Here is a 16,286-nt window from a genome sequence, read left to right on the forward strand (position 1 = left end):
ATGAATACCAAACTAACTCTATCTCGCTCGCCAATCGATAATGCCCTAAGTGGCGCGCTGGCTGGGGCGATTGCTGGGGCTGCGAGCGAGATTGCAAATGTCAAAAAGGGCAAAAACAAAAAGCAGGCCATGCGCGACGGGCTAAATTCGGCGCTTCGTGGAGGTATCATCGCAGGTGGGGCGATTTATAGCGCGAATAAACTAGTCCAGGGCGAGTATTTGGGGGCGCTTGTGGGCGCAGTTTTGGCGACATGCGCGCTAGAAATGAGCGAAAATTTAATCACAAAGGAAGAAAAATGAGCAAAAAAAAGATTTCTAAAAAAGAGTTAAAACAAATTTTAAAATATTGCGAAAGTAGCGCAAATGGCGAGCTTGGCGAGCTATCAAAATGGATAAATAGCGCACTTGGTGGCAAAAAATCAAAAAGCCTTTCAAAATTTGCTGGGCTAAATCAATTAGGCAAAAGCAAATTTTTTAAGAAAAATTCATTTCTAAATGGCGCAATTTTGGGCGCTGCGGTCGTGTATTTTTTCACTAACGAAAATGCGCAAACAAACCTTTTTAAATTTATCGCAAAGGGCTCGGAGCTCTTTGAAATGGGGATTGAGGAGATGAAGGAGCGTTTTTTGGACGCAAAAGCGCAAATGAGCGAAGATGAAATTTGAGATAAAACACGAGTGTGCGGGGCGAATCAGGCTTAAAATTTGCGCTTTTAAAAATTTAAATGAGGGCGAATTTTTAAAAGAAATTTCAAAATTCAGCGGCGTTAAAGAGTGCAGATTTAACGCTAAAATCGGCGCTTTAATTATAAATTATGACAAAAATTTTACTAGCTCAGCTTTCAAAAATACTGCCCGCGAAGGCGAGGGCGAGAGTGAGGGCTCCCGCAATAGCGCAAACTCTCGCAAGAGCGCAAATACTGGCACTCGCGACGAGTTGATAAAGCACCTAGCGAATTTAGATTTAGCCAAATTTAAGCGCGCCAAAAAGCGCGAACGCTCACATGCTCCTAGCAAAAACGCTTTGATTGTCTCAGCAGCTGCGCTTGGAGCGAATTTTTTCTTTCGAAATTCGGCGTTTGTGCGACTTTTTAGCTTGATTGCTTGTTTGCCGCTTCTTAAAGAGGGGGCAAAAGAGAGCCTAGCGCACGGACTAACTTCTAAAACGCTCGAAGCTTTGGCTGCGGGGATTTCCTTTGGCAGGGCCGATACTTTCGCGGCAAATAGCACAAATACAATGCTAGCCCTTGGCGAGTATATGGAAGAAAGCACCGTTTATAAAAGCGATGATTTGATAAAAGAGCTAGCCAAACCTGATATTAGCGAGGCGTGGGTTGAGGTAGAGCAAAACGGCGAAAAAATTGAGATGAAAATCCCAGCTAGCAAGCTTAAAACAGGCGATATCGTCGTGGTAAGATCTGGCGATATCATCGGCGTAGATGGCCATATTTTAAGCGGAGAAGCACTCATTAATCAATCCTCCATGACAGGCGAAGCCTTGCCAGCGCGCAAAAGCAGGGGCGATAGTGTGCTATCTGGCACGATTGTCGCAGAGGGCAAAATTCGAATTTGGGCCGAGAGCGTGGGCGATGAAACATCTGCGCACAGTATCAAAAAATACATCGCAAACGCACTCAAAGAGCGCTCGCAAATCGGCGCGCGTGCGATGAGGCTGGGCGATAAGCTAGTGCCTATTACCTTTGGGCTAGCTGGGGTTTCGTATCTGATAAATCGAAATTTCACTAGCGTTGCCTCTGTTTTGCAGGCTGATTATTCCTGTGCGCTCAAACTCCCAACGCCAGTTGCCTTTAAATCGAGTATTTCAAAGGCTGGCAAGGCTGGAATTCTCATAAAAGGGGCGAAAGCCTTAGAGAGCCTTGGAGCTAGCGATACCTTTGTCTTCGATAAAACAGGCACGCTCACACACGGGAATTTAGAGGTCGTAAAAATCATATCCTTTGATAAAAATTTCAGCGATAAAGACATTTTAAATTTGACAGCGAGCGCGGAGGAGCACTATTTTCACCCAGTCGCCCAGGCTATCGTAGAAGCAGCCAAAAAGCGTGGATTTATCCATGTCAGCCACGATGAGGTCGAATTTGTCGTAGCGCACGGGGTGAAGACAAACATAGAGGGCAAAATTTTAATAATCGGTTCGAAGCATTTTTTACAAGATGATGAGATGATAGATTTCGCGCCGTTTAAAAAACGGATTGAAAATTTAGAAAATCGCGGTCTTTCGCTACTTTTCATCGCATTTGACGGCAAACTTTTGGGCGTGATTGGACTGCGTGATAGGCTTCGCGATAATGCTAAATTTGTGATTTCCCAGCTTCGCAAAATAGGGGTCAAACAAATCATAATGCTAAGTGGCGATGTGAAGCAAAAAGCCGATGAAGTGGCGCGCGAGTTGGGGCTTGACGCGGCGTATGGGGAGCTTTTGCCGACGCAAAAAACCGAGATTATCAAGGATCTGCAATCGCGCGGGCATAAGGTTACATTTATCGGAGACGGCATAAACGACGCTCCTAGCCTAATGGCGGCAGATGTGGGGATAGGTATGCCTAGCTCTGCGCACATCGCAAAGGCGAGCGCGCAAATTTTGCTTTTGAAAAACGATATCGAGGGCGTGGCGAAAATCAAAGCCGCAGCAGATGATACACTAAGGCTGATTAGGCGGAATTTTAACGCCACCGTTGGGGTAAATTCGGTGATTTTGCTTTTGGCTACGCTTGGGATTTTAAGCCCGATATCCACGGCAATTTTGCATAATGGCACGACGATTGCTCTGCTTTTAAATTCGATAAAAGGGGCTAAATTTGAAAAGTAAGGATAAAATTTTGGATTTGCAATTTCAGCGAAAACTAGCCAAAAACAGCCTTGCAGTGAGTATGGGAGTCTGCGCGTTTAGTGGGTTTAAAAAGGGCAAGGCGTGGCGCAAAATCCATAAAATAAGCGGAATTAGCATGCTTGGCTTTGCAATTTGGCACGCAAGTCTGTATGGCACGAGATACAGCGAGTATTTAAGCGGACGCAAAAATTTCAAAAACTCTAAAAAAGGCAAAAACTTTGGTAAAATAGCGCAAAATTTACCAAAGGAAAGTAATGAAATTTAAAATAGACGCAAAAGACGGCGCAGCGCGCGCCTGCACCCTAGAAATGGCGCACGGCGTGGTGCAAACGCCGATTTTTATGCCTGTTGGCACGGTGGGTGCTATCAAAGGCCTAGACGCGCACGATGCGAGCGAAATACTAGGCGCAAAGATAATCCTAGCAAACACATATCACATGTATCTGCGCCCAGGAGCTAGCGTGGTAGAGGAATTTGGCGGACTTCATGGATTTAGCAAATTTGGGGGAAATTTTCTAACAGATAGCGGTGGGTTTCAGGCATTTTCACTGCGGGCAAACACCAAAAATGACGAAAACGGTATAAAATTTAAAAGCCATATTGATGGAAGCACGCATTATTTCACGCCCCGCTCTGTGATAGAGACGCAATACGCGCTAAATTCGGACATTATGATGATTTTAGATGATTTGGTCGATTTGCCACGCAATCCAAACGAGCTTGAAAGCGAGGCTAAAATCAGACTTAAAAAGCGCATTGATTTGAGCGTGAAACGCACCATAAAATGGGCAAAGGAAGCGGTGGAATTTCACAGCGAAAATAAATCGCGCGGATTTCACGCTCACCAAAATATCTTTGGCATTATCCAAGGTGGCACGGATTATGAGGCGCGAAAAGAGTGCGCGCTCGCACTTTGTGAAATGAGCTTTGACGGGCTTGCGATAGGCGGATTGAGCGTAGGTGAGACAAACGAGCTTATGTATGATACGGTCGAGGGGGTCATGCCTTTTATTGATGAAAACAGACCGCGCTATTTAATGGGCGTGGGCACGCCAGAGGATTTGGTCGAAAATGTCGCGCGGGGCGTGGATATGTTTGATTGCGTAATGCCTACGCGAAATGCGCGTAATGGCACGATATTTACAAGCAGGGGCAAATTTAGCATTAAAAACGCCTGTTTCGTCCATGACCACGCCCCACTTGATGATGAGTGCGATTGCTACACTTGCAAAAATTTTTCGCGCGGGTATTTAAACCACCTATTTCGCGCGCACGAGCTGACATTTTACCGCCTAGCAAGTATTCATAATCTGCATTATTATCTAAATTTAGTAAAACAAATGCGAGAGGCGATAATGCGGGGCGAATTTGCTAAATTTAGGCTAAATTTTTACGCCAAAAGAGCCAAATAAAACGCCTAAACAAGGCGTTTTATCAGCAAAAACGAAAGTATATAAAGTGGCGCGATAACAGCGCAGATTGCGACATGCTGCCACCAAATCAAATCAGGGTCAATAAAGCCAAAAAATCTGTTTAGCACATTTGCGCTAAATACAGCCACGAAATCCACAATCAGGGCTAAAATAAAGAGTTTGACCCCTGTTTTTTTGCTAAGATAAAAAAATGCCTTGGCTTTGTAAAAATATTCGCAAAACCCCAGCACGCCAAGCACGCACAGCACGCCAAGGCCGTATTTTTGTAGCCCAAAGAAATTATTCATTTCTGCAAGTGCGACAATCAAAGTTAGGATAAAAAATAGATTAAATGAGTTGATTTGGCGTTTGGCGTATAGATCGTGCGTGGCGACTGCAAGGCCGTTAAACGCCAAATTTAGCGGTATTAAATACGCAAGTAACCAGATAAAAACTATGGCTAACTCTACGCAAATCCCAAGTGAAGCTGAATTTACAAAGCCCAAATTTGCGCTATTAGCGAGCAAAAATGAGATTATTTCGCCTTTGAAAAACATTAATCCCCCAGCCAAAATCAGTGGCAAAATGCACGAGAGAATTCCGTGTTTGCGTATGAAATTTGAATAAATTTTGCTCTCTAAATTTTCGTTTTGTTTAGGCTCGATTTCGACGAATTCGAAATTTACCTCTTTTTTGAGAAACGAAGTCTCGTCCTGTGGCTCTGGGCTTACGCCGTCTTTTATGTATTTGATAAAAACTGCTTTATTTTTTTCAGCGATGAAGCTTACAAAATCGCCGATTTTTAAATTTTCGTCGTGGAAATCAAAGGTAGAGTAGCTGTATCTTTTGCCGTCGTCGCCTAAGATTACAGATTTGTTTAGAATTTGTCCTGCAAGTTTCATAAAAACCCCGTGAAAGTGAAATTTCACGGAATTTTATAAATTTAAAGTAAATAAATATTTAAAATTTATTCTACGGTTACACTTTTTGCCAAATTTCGTGGCATATCCACATCGTTGCCAAGGCGCACAGAAATTTCAAGGGCTAGAAGTTGCAAGATTATCATCATTTCGAAAAATTCAGCCATTGGGCTGGTTTGGTCGCTGGTTTTGATAAAATCATCTGCTAGGTCAAATTCCTTTGGGCTAATCGCTAAAATATATGAATCCCTAGCGGCAAGTTCTTCGACATTGCTTTTGGTTTTCTCATACAGCAGGGATTGTGGCATTAGCGCGATTGTGAAAAGATGCCCGTCTGCTAGCGCGATTGGGCCGTGTTTCATCTCGCCGCTTGGGTATCCTTCGGCGTGAAGATATGAAATTTCTTTTAGTTTGAGTGCGCCTTCAAGTGCAAGCGGATAGAAAATATCCCGCCCGATAAAGAAAAATCCATGTCCGTGCAAATAGTGCTTGCTAAGGCGGTAAATTCGCTCTTGCAGGCGCGGATTTATTTTTAAAATTTGCGGAATTTTAAGCATTGTTGAAATTTGCTCGTTTTGCTCATTTTCGCTGATAGTTTTGCGCAACCTTGCAGCATAGACGCTTAGCATCCATAGCACCATGACCTGCGTAGCAAAGGCTTTTGTGCTTGCTACGCCCTTTTCGATACCGGCGCGAGTTAGGATTACACTGCCTGCTAAGCGCACGATTGAGCTGTTATCGACATTGCAGATTGCTAGGGTTTTTAAACCTGCTTCTTTGGCGATTTTTAGGGCTTCTAGGGTGTCAGCTGTCTCGCCACTTTGGCTGATTACGATAAAAAGCGCATTTGGGTTTAAAAACGGCTCTTTGTAGCGAAATTCGCTAGCGATTTCGATTTTGGTGCGAATTTTGGCAACTCTTTCGAAAAGATACGCGCTAACTAGCGCGGCATGGTAGCTCGTGCCACACGCACAAATCATAATTTCATCTACACCCTTAAACAAATCAGGCGAAATTTCATCAAATTTAATATCCCCAGCCTTTATCACACGCCCCATCATGGTCTCTGTGATGACTTGGGATTGCTCGTAAATCTCTTTTTCCATGAAAAATCTATAACCCTCTTTTTGCGCGTAGCCTTTGTCTTTTGGAAGTTCGCCGTAGTTTGGAGAGATTTTTTTGCCGTTTTGATATACACTGATTTCATCGCTATTAGCCACGCCATACACGCCGTCATCTAGGTAGGTAACCTTGCTAGCTAGTCCGATTAATGGCGCGTCTGATGAGCTAAACAAAACTTCACCACTCTCGCCAAATCCCACGATTAGTGGGGCTGCGTTTTTGGCGAAAAATACCTTCCCTGGTGCTGCTTTTGTGATTAAAAGTGTCGCATAAGCCCCATGCAAGCGCGCAATCGTAGCCTCGTAAGCCTTAAACGCGTCGGCGTGAATTTTATAGTATTTTTCAAACAAATGCACGATGACCTCAGTGTCTGTTTGGCTTAAAAACACCACGCCCTCGCTGCTAAGCTCATCTTTTAGCTCTTGGTAATTCTCAATAATTCCATTATGCACCACAAAACTAAATTCGCCAAAATGCGGGTGAGCGTTTAGCTCGGTCGGTTTGCCGTGCGTCGCCCACCTAGTATGCCCGATCGACACGCCAAAACACTCGCTGCTAAAATCAGCCATTTTTTCATCTAAATTTTTAAGTTTTCCCACAGCCTTAAAATATGTAATATTCGCGTTTTCCATGCCCTCCATAATAGCGATTCCAGCGCTATCATAGCCTCTGTATTCAAGCTCTCTTAGACCATTTAGGACGATATTTTTTTTCTCTTTATTTCCGATATATCCTACGATTCCGCACATTTTTAAATTTTATTCCTTTCAGCAAAATTCGCAAAATTATAGTAATTTTTCGTAAATCGTTAGAAAATTTTTAAAAAATTAGCTAGATTAAATTTTAAAACTATATAATTACGATTTAAATTTTAGGAAGTTTTATGGAAATATTAAAAAAATTAGAAAATAATGAAAGATTAAATTTCGATGAAGCGACCAAATTGTGGGACTTAGACCTTTTCGACCTAGCTAAATTTGCAAATTTGATTAGAGAGCAAAAAAACGGCAAAAAGGTGTTTTTCAACTCAAATCGTCATATAAATCCTTCAAATTTGTGCGCTGATACCTGTAAATTTTGCGCTTTTTCGGCTCATCGCAAAAACGAGAAGCAATCTTACACAATGAGCAAAGATGAAATTTTGGGCATAGTGGCTGATACTGTGGAGAGAGGCACCAAAGAGGTGCATATCGTAAGTTCGCATAATCCAAATTTAAAGCCCGAGTGGTTTTTTGATTTATTTAGCTCGATAAAAGCCAAATTTCCAAATTTGCATATCAAAGCAATGACCGCAGCCGAGGTGGATTTTTTCAAGCGAAAATGGAAAATGCCTTACGAAGAAACGCTAAAAAATATGATTGCTAGTGGCGTAGATAGCATGCCTGGTGGCGGTGCTGAGATATTTGATGAGGGCGTGAGGGAGCAGATTTGCAAAGGAAAGGTAAGCTCAGCAAACTGGCTAGAAATTCATAAAATTTGGCATAAAATGGGTCGCCAAAGTAATGCTACTATGCTTTTTGGCCATATCGAAAATTTCGCTCACCGCACAGATCATATTTTGCGAATTCGAGGTCTTCAAGATGAAGCTCTTAAAAACGGCAACGGCGGTGGATTTAACGCGTTTATCCCGCTTGTGTATCAAAGAGAAAATAACTATTTGCAGACGCCTAAGGCTATGGGTTCGGCTGAGGTTTTAAAAACAATCGCAATCGCTCGAATTTTGCTGGATAATGTCGCGCATATCAAGGCGTATTGGGCGACTTCGACGCTAAATTTAGCCTTAGTGGCGCAAGAATTTGGCGCAGATGATATCGACGGCACGATTGAGAACGAAAGTATCCAAAGCAGCGCAGGTGCGCAGAGCAAAAAGGGTGTGAATAAAAAAGATTTTATCGATTTAATTCAAACTGCCGGGTTAATCCCAGTCGAGCGCGATAGTTTGTATAACGAACTTCAAATTTATGCGAGTTAAAAATGGAAATTTTACTAAGTAGCCTGAATTTATATATCATCGGTATCGGTGTTATACTTTTTATCAGTGTTTATGCTAGTAAAATTTCAGAAAAAATCGGGCTTCCGCTTCTGCTTGTGTTTTTGGGTTTTGGTATGCTACTTGGTAGTGAAGGCATTGTGGGCATCGAATTTGACAATCCGCATTTGGCACAAGCTGTGGGGACAATCGCCCTTGTTTTCATACTTTATAGTGGCGGATTAAATACCAAATTTGAACACATTAAAAGCGTTATGGTAAGCGGGGTTTTGCTTGCGACCATTGGTGTTTTGCTGACTGCTTTGATAATGGCGGTTTTTATACATTTGGTTTTGGGTTTTGCGCCACTTCACGCACTTTTACTTGGCTCGATTATATCTTCGACAGACGCTGCGGCTGTGTTTATGATTTTGCGAAGCCAAAAAATCAAGCTCAAAAATGGCTTAAATGAACTTTTGGAGCTAGAAAGCGGTAGCAACGACCCTATGGCGATTTTTTTGACAATCGCTATTTTAAATTTGATAGTTTTAGCCCAAGATACAACGATAGAAAAAATGCTAATGCACTTTTTCTTGCAGTTTGCAGTGGGCGGAGTTTTGGGCATTGCGTTTGGGTATTTGTTCCCTAGAATTTGCATAAATTTACGCCTTATGCAAACAGGACTTTACCCGCTAATTAGCATTGCGTGGCTACTTATAATGTTTGGGCTAAGCTCGCATTTGGGCGGTAATGGATATTTAAGCGTCTATATGGCTGGGGTTTTGGCGAACAAATACGCATTTCCAAACAAAGAAAATATCATAGCATTTCACGAAGTGATTGCGTGGATGATGCAAATCGTCGTATTTTTGACCCTTGGGCTTTTGGTTTTTCCATCAGACCTGCCTCAAATCGCGCACAATGCGATTATTTTGTCGCTGGTTTTGATTTTTATAGCTAGGCCAGCTAGCGTTTTTATATCACTTATCAAAAGCAAATATTCCAAATTTGAAAAATTTTATATTTCGTGGGTAGGGCTAAGGGGTGCAGTTCCTATCATACTTGCGACATATCCTTATGTTTATCATTTAGAGGAATCTCATATTATTTTTAATATCGTTTTCTTTATGGTTTTAATCTCGGTTTTAATCCAAGGAACGACTATAAATTTTGCAGCAAAAAAACTAAATATCACTGAAAAGGACGGCGATGACTTCGTTATTTAAGTTAGAAGAGAACAAAACTTCTATCAAGCAAGAGTTGAATGCGGGAATTACCACATTTTTGGCTATGATTTACATAGTGCCTGTAAATGCTATCATTATGAGCCAAACAGGCATGCCATACGAGGCGCTAGTTACTGCAACTGCGCTAATTACGATATTGGCGACGCTTTTTAATGGCTTTTTTGCAAATACGCCTGTCGCACTTAGTGTGGGTATGGGCTTAAATGCGTATTTTACATTTGGGCTTTGTATGGGAGCGCAAATTCCATGGCAAACAGCCCTTGGAATCGTGTTTTTGAGTGGATTTTTATTTACTGTTCTTTCATTTACAAATTTCCGAATTTGGGTTATCAAATCAATTCCGCTTGATTTGCGTCGCGCGATAAGTGCCGGTATTGGCGCATTTATCTGCTTTATCGGGCTCAAACAAATGGGCATTATCGTAGCCGATCAAGCTACCCTTGTCGCTCTTGGCAATTTGCGCGATCCGCTTGTTTTGCTTGGTCTTGGCGGACTTACTATCATGATTTTGCTTTTTGTTTTGCAGGTAAAAGCTTCGTTTATTTTGGCGATTTTGATTACCTCTGTGATTGCGTGGGTGTTTGGAATTTCGCCTAAACCAGAGGGTATCGTCTCACTTCCTGCTTCAATTTCGCCGATTTTTGGACAGCTTGATATCATGGGCGCGCTAAAACTCGCGTTTTTGCCATTTATCATCACATTTTTTGTAACTCACCTTTTCGATAGTATCGGCACGCTAACTGGTGTCGGAAATAGAGCGAAAATTTTTAGCGACGAAGATCCTGAGGGTATGAAAAAACTAGCGCGAAATTTAACTGCCGACGCTGTTGGCTCAGTAGGTGGCGCGATAGTGGGCACTAGCACGGTTACAGCCTTTGCAGAAAGCGCAAGTGGTGTCGAGGCTGGTGGTCGCACTGGTCTAACTGCTGTATTTGCGGCGGTTTGCTTTATTTTGACGCTATTTATGCTTCCGCTTTTTAAAGCGATTCCAAGTAACGCAATTTATCCAGTTTTGGTAATGGTTGGAATTTTGATGTTTAGCGAGCTTGGCAAGCTTGATTACAGCGATATTGGAATTTTAATTCCGGCGTTTTTTATCGTTATGCTTATGCCTTTTACATATTCGATTACAAATGGTCTAAGCTTCGGATTTATCAGCTATTTGCTTGTGCGTTTGGTGCAAAGAAGGTTTAGCGATATAAATTTGGGCGTTTTGGTGCTAGCAGGAATTAGCGCGCTGGTATTTATTTTGCATTAATAAGGAGAAAATATGAAATTTTACAGCTTCGAAGAACTTGATAAAGATAGTAGAATCATCGCCAAGCAGGTGCGCGATAGCTTCGCGCCTGACGCGATTGTAGCGATTGCGCGTGGCGGGCTGACATTTGGTCATGCGCTAGCAAACGCCCTTGATATGAGGACGATTTTTTCGATTAACTCAATCCACTACGCAGATACGCAAAAGCTCGATACAATCGATGTTTTCAATATCCCTGATTTGGAACTTTATAAAAGAATTTTGCTAGTCGATGATATCATCGATAGTGGCGATAGTATGGTCGAAATCAAGCGTGTTTTGGAGGAAAAATACCCTAATGCTGAGATTAAAACAGCGGTGATTTTTTACAAAAGCAAGGCGCTAATCCAGCCTGATTTTAAAATCAAAGAGACCGATGAGTGGATTAACTTTTTCTGGGAAAATTACAAAATAGAAGAGTAAATTTTAAAATTTAGAAGTGGGCTGTGAAGAATTTTAATTTTTTGATTTTATATTTTTGTGCGGTTTTAGCAATGTGCATTATGTATGCGCCACAGCCCTTGCAACCGCATTTCGAGCAAATTTTAGAAATTTCAAAATTTAAAGCCTCGCTTTTTACCACTGCGATTTTAGCCCCGCTTGCATTTGCTTCGATAATTTATGGCTATATTTTAGAAAAAGTTTCGATTAAAAATGTCCTAGTGGGGGTGTTTTTTGTATTTGGCGCGAGCGAAATTTGCTTTGCTTTTGCAGATAGTTATGAAATTTTGCTTACTATTCGCATAATCCAAGGCTTCATCGTCCCAGCGGCTCTGACTGGGATAATGAGCTACATCTCCCAAAGTGCAAACAAACAAAACCTAGCCAGCGCAATCGGCGCGTATGTGGGTATGACGATAGCTGGGGGATTTATCGGGCGATTTTTGAGCGGATTTTTTACCGATTTGTTTGGGTGGAGATTTTTCTTTTTTGTGCTTGGAGCGCTTGCATTTGGCGTGAGCGCACTACTTTATAAAATTTTGCCTGTGATTAAAATCAGCCTTGTAAAGCCTAAAATTCGCAACATAGCCCAAATTTTATCAATTCCGCGAAATATTTATATTTTTTGCGCGATTTTTGGTATGTGTTTTGTCTTTCAAGCTACGCTAAATGTTTTGCCATTTGAGCTAAAAAGGCTTCTTGGCGAATTTAACGGCTCGAAAATCGGCTTTATGTATTTTGGCTATATCGTGGGAGTTTTTATTTCCTTTAATGTCGCGCGCATTGCGAATTTTTGCAAGGGTCCGACAAACGCGATTATGATAGGGTTTTTGATATATTTCATCGCGCTTTTGCTTTTGCATGTGGAGAGCTTCGGCGTGATTTTTGGTTCGATGATAGTGTTTTATTTCGGCTCGTTTATGGCGCACTCGGTCGCCACTGCGCATGTCAATAAAAAGGCCACCGCTCACAAGGGCATTACAAACGGCCTTTACATTAGCTTTTATTATTGTGGCGGGGCTTTGGGGAGTTTCGTGCCTGGATTTTTGTATGATAGCTTTGGCTGGGAAGCCTTTTTAAGCGCGCTTTGCGTGGTGGTTATGGCGTCGATATTTTTTATATGGAAACTAAAACGATATGAGCTTAGAAAAATTCATTAAAAACGAAATTTTAATCCTAGCGATTTTGTTTTGTGCTGACGCGCTTTTTTTGATTTACGCCATATCAAATTTAAGCATAAGCTACTATGAGGCTGAAATTTTTTATAACCAAAACAGCCTAACTTCGCTCATAGCAAATGTTTCGTGCAAAATTTTCTCTCAAAATGATTACGCGCTAAGGGCGCCTTTTTTGATTTTGCATTTCATAAACTGCGCCTTGATTTATAAAATTTCAAAATTTACCCTAAAACGCAGATTTGATAGACTTGTCGCAACTGCGCTATTTATGGGGCTTCCTGCTTCGATGAGTAGTGCGATTTTGCTAAATCCAGCCGGCATTATTATCTTTGCTACGCTTTTGGCATACTATTTTGCCAAAACCAAAAACTGGGGCGCACTCATCGCTGTTTTGGTGCTTAGCGCCTTTATTGATAGGGCGTTTTTTATGCTTTATATCGGTTTTGGAATTTGGGCTTTGAGATCTGGGAAGCGAGAAATTTTCGTGCTAAATTTAGCGCTTTTTGTATTTAGCATAGTCTTTTATGATATCGGCACACAGGGCAAACCGCGCGGGTATTTCCTAGACGCTCTTGGCGTATTTGCAGGGGCGTTTTCGCCTTTTGTTTTTTTGTTTTTTGTCTATGCGATTTATCGAATTTGGATTAAAGAAAACAAAGATTTGCTCTGGTATATCGCTACTAGCGCGTTTTGTTTGGCACTAATTTTTTCGCTTAGACAGCGTGTGGCTATGGAAATGATGCTACCATACTGCGTGATTGCGACGCCACTAATCGTGCGGGTCGTGTTTAATTCATACAGAGTAAGGCTCCCTAGATTTCGCTCTTTTCACAAATTTGCGCTTGGCGTGAGTTTGTTTAGCTTAGTTTTTAGCTATTTTTCTGTGATTTTTAGCGACGCAATGTATGTGGTGTTTTTCCAAAATCACCCTAGCAAACATTTCATTTATAAATTTGATGTGGCAAAAAATTTAGCTAATGAGTTAAAAAAGCGCGGGGTTGCAAGCGTGCTTTGCGATGATGAGCAAATGCAGCTACGGCTTAAATTTTATGGTATAAACAAAGGTTTTGACGCCATAATAGAGGAAAAAAATGAAAGAAATTTTGATCAAAGTATTGATATTTATAAACTAGGCGTTCAAATTGCGAAATTTTATGTTAAAATATAGCGAATTTTTATGAAAGGTAAAAATTATGAGAAAAGGTTTTACATTAATTGAACTTATTTTTATTGTAGTTATAGTTGGGATACTTGCAGCGGTTGCAGTTCCCCAAACAGAGCGAAATGCCCTAGTCGAAGCGAGCGATCAGCTCGTATCACACATACGCTATACGCAACAATTGGCGATGTATGATAATAAATTTGACGCAAATGATGTTAATTGGTATCAAAGAGCATGGAGAATTCAGTTTCATAACGCTGCCAAGGCCGGTCATGCTACTGGGTGGAGATACACCATTTTTACAGATACTTCTGCTGCTGCTGCTGATGGTAAATTGTCTGGTAATCCAAATTGTGGTGGTCCAGATTTTGTTTGTGTCGCCAGAGATCCACAAAATCCATCTAGACTTCTAACCTCTGGTTTTGCAGATCAAGCTTTTAACAACAGAGGTGATTTGATGAATAATAAGTTAAATTTACAAGGCAAATATGGCATTACAAATATCGCTTTTGCTGGCGGGTGTGCTGGCGTGCAGACAATTTCGTTTGATCATATCGGACGCCCAATGGGTGCATTACAAGCTTCTGCTACGCCGTATGATAGAGTGTTTGTCGAGGATTGTAATGTAACACTTACAAATGATGCTGGCGATAGCTCTGTTATTACCATACGCCCTGAAACTGGCTATGTTTCATATCAGCTAAGTGGCGCAGATATCAGCCAATAATATAATTTTAACCCAAGGAAAAAGATGAAAAAATACATACTAACGCCTATTTATTATGTCAATGATGTCCCGCATATCGGGCATGCTTATACTACGATTATCTGCGATACTATGGCTAGATTTTATCGCTTGCAAGGGCATGAGGTTATCTTTAAAACCGGCACCGACGAACATGGTCAAAAAATCGAAGAAGCCGCTGCTAAACGGGGTAAAACACCGCAACAATACGCAGATGAAATCAGTGCGAAATTCAAAGAATTATGGGATAAATTCGAAATTTCTTACGATATGTATTCAAGGACGACAGATAAAAACCACGAAATAGGCGTGCAAAATGTATTTCGCAAAATGTATGAAAACGGCGATATTTACAAGGGCGAATACGAGGGGAATTACTGCGTTAGTTGCGAGAGTTTTTTCCCGTCAAATCAGCTAATAGACGGCGAATACTGCCCTGATTGTGGCAAAAAAACTAGAATTTTAAAAGAAGAAAGCTATTTTTTCAAACTCAGCGCTTATGGCGATAGGCTCTTAAAATGGTATGAGAGCGATAAGTGCATTTTGCCTTTGGGTAAGAAAAATGAGGTTATAAGCTTCGTAAAAAGTGGCTTAAAAGACCTTTCTATCACACGCACAGGCTTTGATTGGGGTATTAAAATTCCAAGCGAGCTAAAAGATGATAAACATGTGATTTATGTCTGGTTAGATGCGTTGATGGATTATCTCACTTCCATAGGTTATGGTGTAGATGACGCTAAAATGGACTTTTGGGGCGACACGCTTCATATAGTCGGCAAGGATATTTTGAGATTTCACGCTGTGTATTGGCCGGCGTTTTTGATGAGCTTAAATTTGCCTATGCCACGCACTATCGCAGCGCACGGCTGGTGGACTAGGGACGGACGCAAAATGAGCAAAAGCTTAGGCAATGTCGTAAATCCTGCCGAGGTGGCTGACGCTTATGGTTTGGAGCAGTTTAGATACTTTTTGCTCCGTGAGGTGCCGTTTGGTCAAGACGGCGATTTTTCGCAAAAAGCTATCATTAGTCGCATAAATTCAGAACTTGCAAACGAACTTGGAAATTTATTAAACCGCATTATCGGTATGAGCGCGAAGTATTCGGCAAATATCATAAACTCCAAAGATGTTTTAAAATACTACACAGACGAGATAAACGAGGCAAATGCTTTGATAAGCTCGGCAATCGCTCAACTTGAAGAAGTCGCGACAAATCGCTATTTAGAGGAGCTTTGGAAGGCTCTTGCGTTGGCAAATGGCGCGATTGCAAAATATGAGCCGTGGAATTTGATAAAAAATGGCGAGAGCGAAAAAGCAAATGCGCTTGTGGCGCTTGTAGCCAATATTTTGGCCAAAGTTGCTGTGCTTTTAAGTCCTGCAATGCCAAAAACTGCGGATAAAATCGCCTCTGCGCTGGGATTTAAAATTTCAACTGAAATTTACGAAAAACTCTGTCTTCGTGGCGAGTTATTGGATTATAGCGCGAGTGCGTGCGAGCCGCTGTTTGCGAAGGTCGAAAGTGAGCTTATGAGCAGACCAGAGGCAAGTGTCGAGCCTAAAAAAGATGAAAACGCTGAGGCACAGATCAAAATCGATGATTTTGCAAAATGCGTGATTAAAGTAGGCAAGGTCTTGGAGTGCGAAAATATCGATGGTAGCGATAAATTGCTAAGATTTATGATTGATTTAGGCGAGGAGGCTCCACGCCAAATCATCAGCGGTATCGCTAAATTTTATAGTCCAAAAGAACTAATTGGCAAACAAGTCTGCGTCCTAGCAAACCTAAAACCAGCCAAAATTTTCGGACACATTAGCCAAGGTATGATTTTAAGCGCGGAAGACGGCAAACTTACGCTTCTTGGCACACATGGCGAAGTAAAAAACGGCGCGCGAGTAGGGTAGGTTTGTGCTGTTTATCTCCCAAATTTCGGCACAAATTTTGC

At 41.6% G+C, this 16,286-nt stretch carries 15 protein-coding genes; 13 read left to right on the top strand and 2 right to left on the bottom strand.

Going from position 1 to position 16,286, the window contains the following annotated elements; all coding sequences use genetic code 11:
* From PF027_RS02780 to tgt, 5 genes are read left to right on the top strand one after another with little or no spacing between them, the layout of a single operon-like run.
* Positions 1 to 300 carry a Cys/Met metabolism pyridoxal-phosphate-dependent enzyme gene (locus PF027_RS02780; protein WP_270872019.1) on the top strand — a complete coding sequence of 100 codons (300 nt, stop codon included), beginning with the start codon at positions 1 to 3 and terminating at the stop codon, positions 298 to 300.
* Positions 297 to 665 carry a hypothetical protein gene (locus PF027_RS02785; RefSeq protein ID WP_270872018.1) on the top strand — a complete coding sequence of 123 codons (369 nt, stop codon included), beginning with the start codon at positions 297 to 299 and terminating at the stop codon, positions 663 to 665. Before PF027_RS02780 ends, PF027_RS02785 begins: the two co-directional genes overlap by 4 nt.
* Positions 655 to 2,829, top strand: a complete 2,175-nt coding sequence (locus PF027_RS02790) for a heavy metal translocating P-type ATPase (protein ID WP_270876244.1) — start codon at positions 655 to 657, stop codon at positions 2,827 to 2,829. Before PF027_RS02785 ends, PF027_RS02790 begins: the two co-directional genes overlap by 11 nt.
* Positions 2,819 to 3,115, top strand: a complete 297-nt coding sequence (locus tag PF027_RS02795) for a hypothetical protein (RefSeq protein ID WP_270872016.1) — start codon at positions 2,819 to 2,821, stop codon at positions 3,113 to 3,115. Before PF027_RS02790 ends, PF027_RS02795 begins: the two co-directional genes overlap by 11 nt.
* Positions 3,105 to 4,262 (top strand): tRNA guanosine(34) transglycosylase Tgt, encoded by a 1,158-nt coding sequence (gene tgt / locus PF027_RS02800; RefSeq protein WP_270872015.1) that lies wholly within the window; start codon positions 3,105 to 3,107, stop codon positions 4,260 to 4,262. Before PF027_RS02795 ends, tgt begins: the two co-directional genes overlap by 11 nt.
* A gap of 5 nt (positions 4,263 to 4,267) precedes the next feature.
* Here tgt and PF027_RS02805 read toward each other — a convergent pair whose 3' ends face one another.
* Both PF027_RS02805 and glmS read right to left on the bottom strand, forming a co-directional pair.
* Positions 4,268 to 5,164 (bottom strand): hypothetical protein, encoded by an 897-nt coding sequence (locus PF027_RS02805; RefSeq protein WP_270872014.1) that lies wholly within the window; start codon positions 5,162 to 5,164, stop codon positions 4,268 to 4,270.
* A 65-nt stretch (positions 5,165 to 5,229) separates the two neighbouring features.
* Entirely contained in the window at positions 5,230 to 7,053 is a 1,824-nt protein-coding gene (glmS, locus tag PF027_RS02810) for a glutamine--fructose-6-phosphate transaminase (isomerizing) (RefSeq protein ID WP_270872013.1), read from the bottom strand.
* Positions 7,054 to 7,187: 134 nt separating this feature from the next.
* Here glmS and mqnE point away from each other — a divergent pair, with 134 nt between their 5' ends.
* The 8 genes from mqnE to metG are packed head-to-tail and all read left to right on the top strand — an operon-like array spanning position 7,188 to position 16,245.
* On the top strand, positions 7,188 to 8,276 hold the full coding sequence (gene mqnE / locus PF027_RS02815; protein WP_270872012.1) for an aminofutalosine synthase MqnE: 1,089 nt from the start codon (positions 7,188 to 7,190) through the stop codon (positions 8,274 to 8,276).
* A gap of 2 nt (positions 8,277 to 8,278) precedes the next feature.
* Positions 8,279 to 9,499: a potassium/proton antiporter gene (locus PF027_RS02820; protein WP_270866755.1), complete on the top strand. Its 1,221-nt coding sequence runs from the start codon at positions 8,279 to 8,281 to the stop codon at positions 9,497 to 9,499.
* A complete protein-coding gene (locus PF027_RS02825) occupies positions 9,483 to 10,778 on the top strand; it encodes an NCS2 family permease (protein ID WP_270866754.1) in 1,296 nt (431 codons plus the stop codon). The genes PF027_RS02820 and PF027_RS02825 overlap by 17 nt, the downstream gene beginning before the upstream one ends.
* A gap of 12 nt (positions 10,779 to 10,790) precedes the next feature.
* Positions 10,791 to 11,240 carry a phosphoribosyltransferase gene (locus PF027_RS02830; RefSeq protein ID WP_270859160.1) on the top strand — a complete coding sequence of 150 codons (450 nt, stop codon included), beginning with the start codon at positions 10,791 to 10,793 and terminating at the stop codon, positions 11,238 to 11,240.
* A gap of 23 nt (positions 11,241 to 11,263) precedes the next feature.
* Positions 11,264 to 12,418, top strand: coding sequence for an MFS transporter (locus PF027_RS02835; protein WP_270872011.1), 1,155 nt, complete (start codon positions 11,264 to 11,266; stop codon positions 12,416 to 12,418).
* Entirely contained in the window at positions 12,396 to 13,604 is a 1,209-nt protein-coding gene (locus PF027_RS02840; RefSeq protein ID WP_270872010.1) for a hypothetical protein, read from the top strand. Before PF027_RS02835 ends, PF027_RS02840 begins: the two co-directional genes overlap by 23 nt.
* A 25-nt stretch (positions 13,605 to 13,629) precedes the next feature.
* Positions 13,630 to 14,325, top strand: a complete 696-nt coding sequence (locus tag PF027_RS02845; protein ID WP_270866751.1) for a type II secretion system protein — start codon at positions 13,630 to 13,632, stop codon at positions 14,323 to 14,325.
* Between the two features lie 24 nt (positions 14,326 to 14,349).
* Positions 14,350 to 16,245: a methionine--tRNA ligase gene (metG, locus tag PF027_RS02850; RefSeq protein WP_270877343.1), complete on the top strand. Its 1,896-nt coding sequence runs from the start codon at positions 14,350 to 14,352 to the stop codon at positions 16,243 to 16,245.
* Positions 16,246 to 16,286: the final 41 nt, after the last annotated feature.

Source organism: Campylobacter sp. VBCF_01 NA2, assembly GCF_027797205.1.
GTDB lineage: Bacteria > Campylobacterota > Campylobacteria > Campylobacterales > Campylobacteraceae > Campylobacter_B.

Excerpts from the sequence above, each read along its gene's own strand:
- mqnE (WP_270872012.1), top strand. The coding sequence starts at position 7,188 with ATGGAAATATTAAAAAAATTAGAAAATAATGAAAGATTAAATTTCGAT.
- PF027_RS02830 (WP_270859160.1), top strand. The coding sequence starts at position 10,791 with ATGAAATTTTACAGCTTCGAAGAACTTGATAAAGATAGTAGAATCATC.
- PF027_RS02785 (WP_270872018.1), top strand. The coding sequence starts at position 297 with ATGAGCAAAAAAAAGATTTCTAAAAAAGAGTTAAAACAAATTTTAAAA.
- glmS (WP_270872013.1), bottom strand. The coding sequence starts at position 7,053 with ATGTGCGGAATCGTAGGATATATCGGAAATAAAGAGAAAAAAAATATC.
- PF027_RS02825 (WP_270866754.1), top strand. The coding sequence starts at position 9,483 with ATGACTTCGTTATTTAAGTTAGAAGAGAACAAAACTTCTATCAAGCAA.
- PF027_RS02790 (WP_270876244.1), top strand. The coding sequence starts at position 655 with ATGAAATTTGAGATAAAACACGAGTGTGCGGGGCGAATCAGGCTTAAA.
- PF027_RS02820 (WP_270866755.1), top strand. The coding sequence starts at position 8,279 with ATGGAAATTTTACTAAGTAGCCTGAATTTATATATCATCGGTATCGGT.
- tgt (WP_270872015.1), top strand. The coding sequence starts at position 3,105 with ATGAAATTTAAAATAGACGCAAAAGACGGCGCAGCGCGCGCCTGCACC.
- PF027_RS02840 (WP_270872010.1), top strand. The coding sequence starts at position 12,396 with ATGAGCTTAGAAAAATTCATTAAAAACGAAATTTTAATCCTAGCGATT.
- metG (WP_270877343.1), top strand. The coding sequence starts at position 14,350 with ATGAAAAAATACATACTAACGCCTATTTATTATGTCAATGATGTCCCG.
- PF027_RS02780 (WP_270872019.1), top strand. The coding sequence starts at position 1 with ATGAATACCAAACTAACTCTATCTCGCTCGCCAATCGATAATGCCCTA.
- PF027_RS02805 (WP_270872014.1), bottom strand. The coding sequence starts at position 5,164 with ATGAAACTTGCAGGACAAATTCTAAACAAATCTGTAATCTTAGGCGAC.
- PF027_RS02845 (WP_270866751.1), top strand. The coding sequence starts at position 13,630 with ATGAGAAAAGGTTTTACATTAATTGAACTTATTTTTATTGTAGTTATA.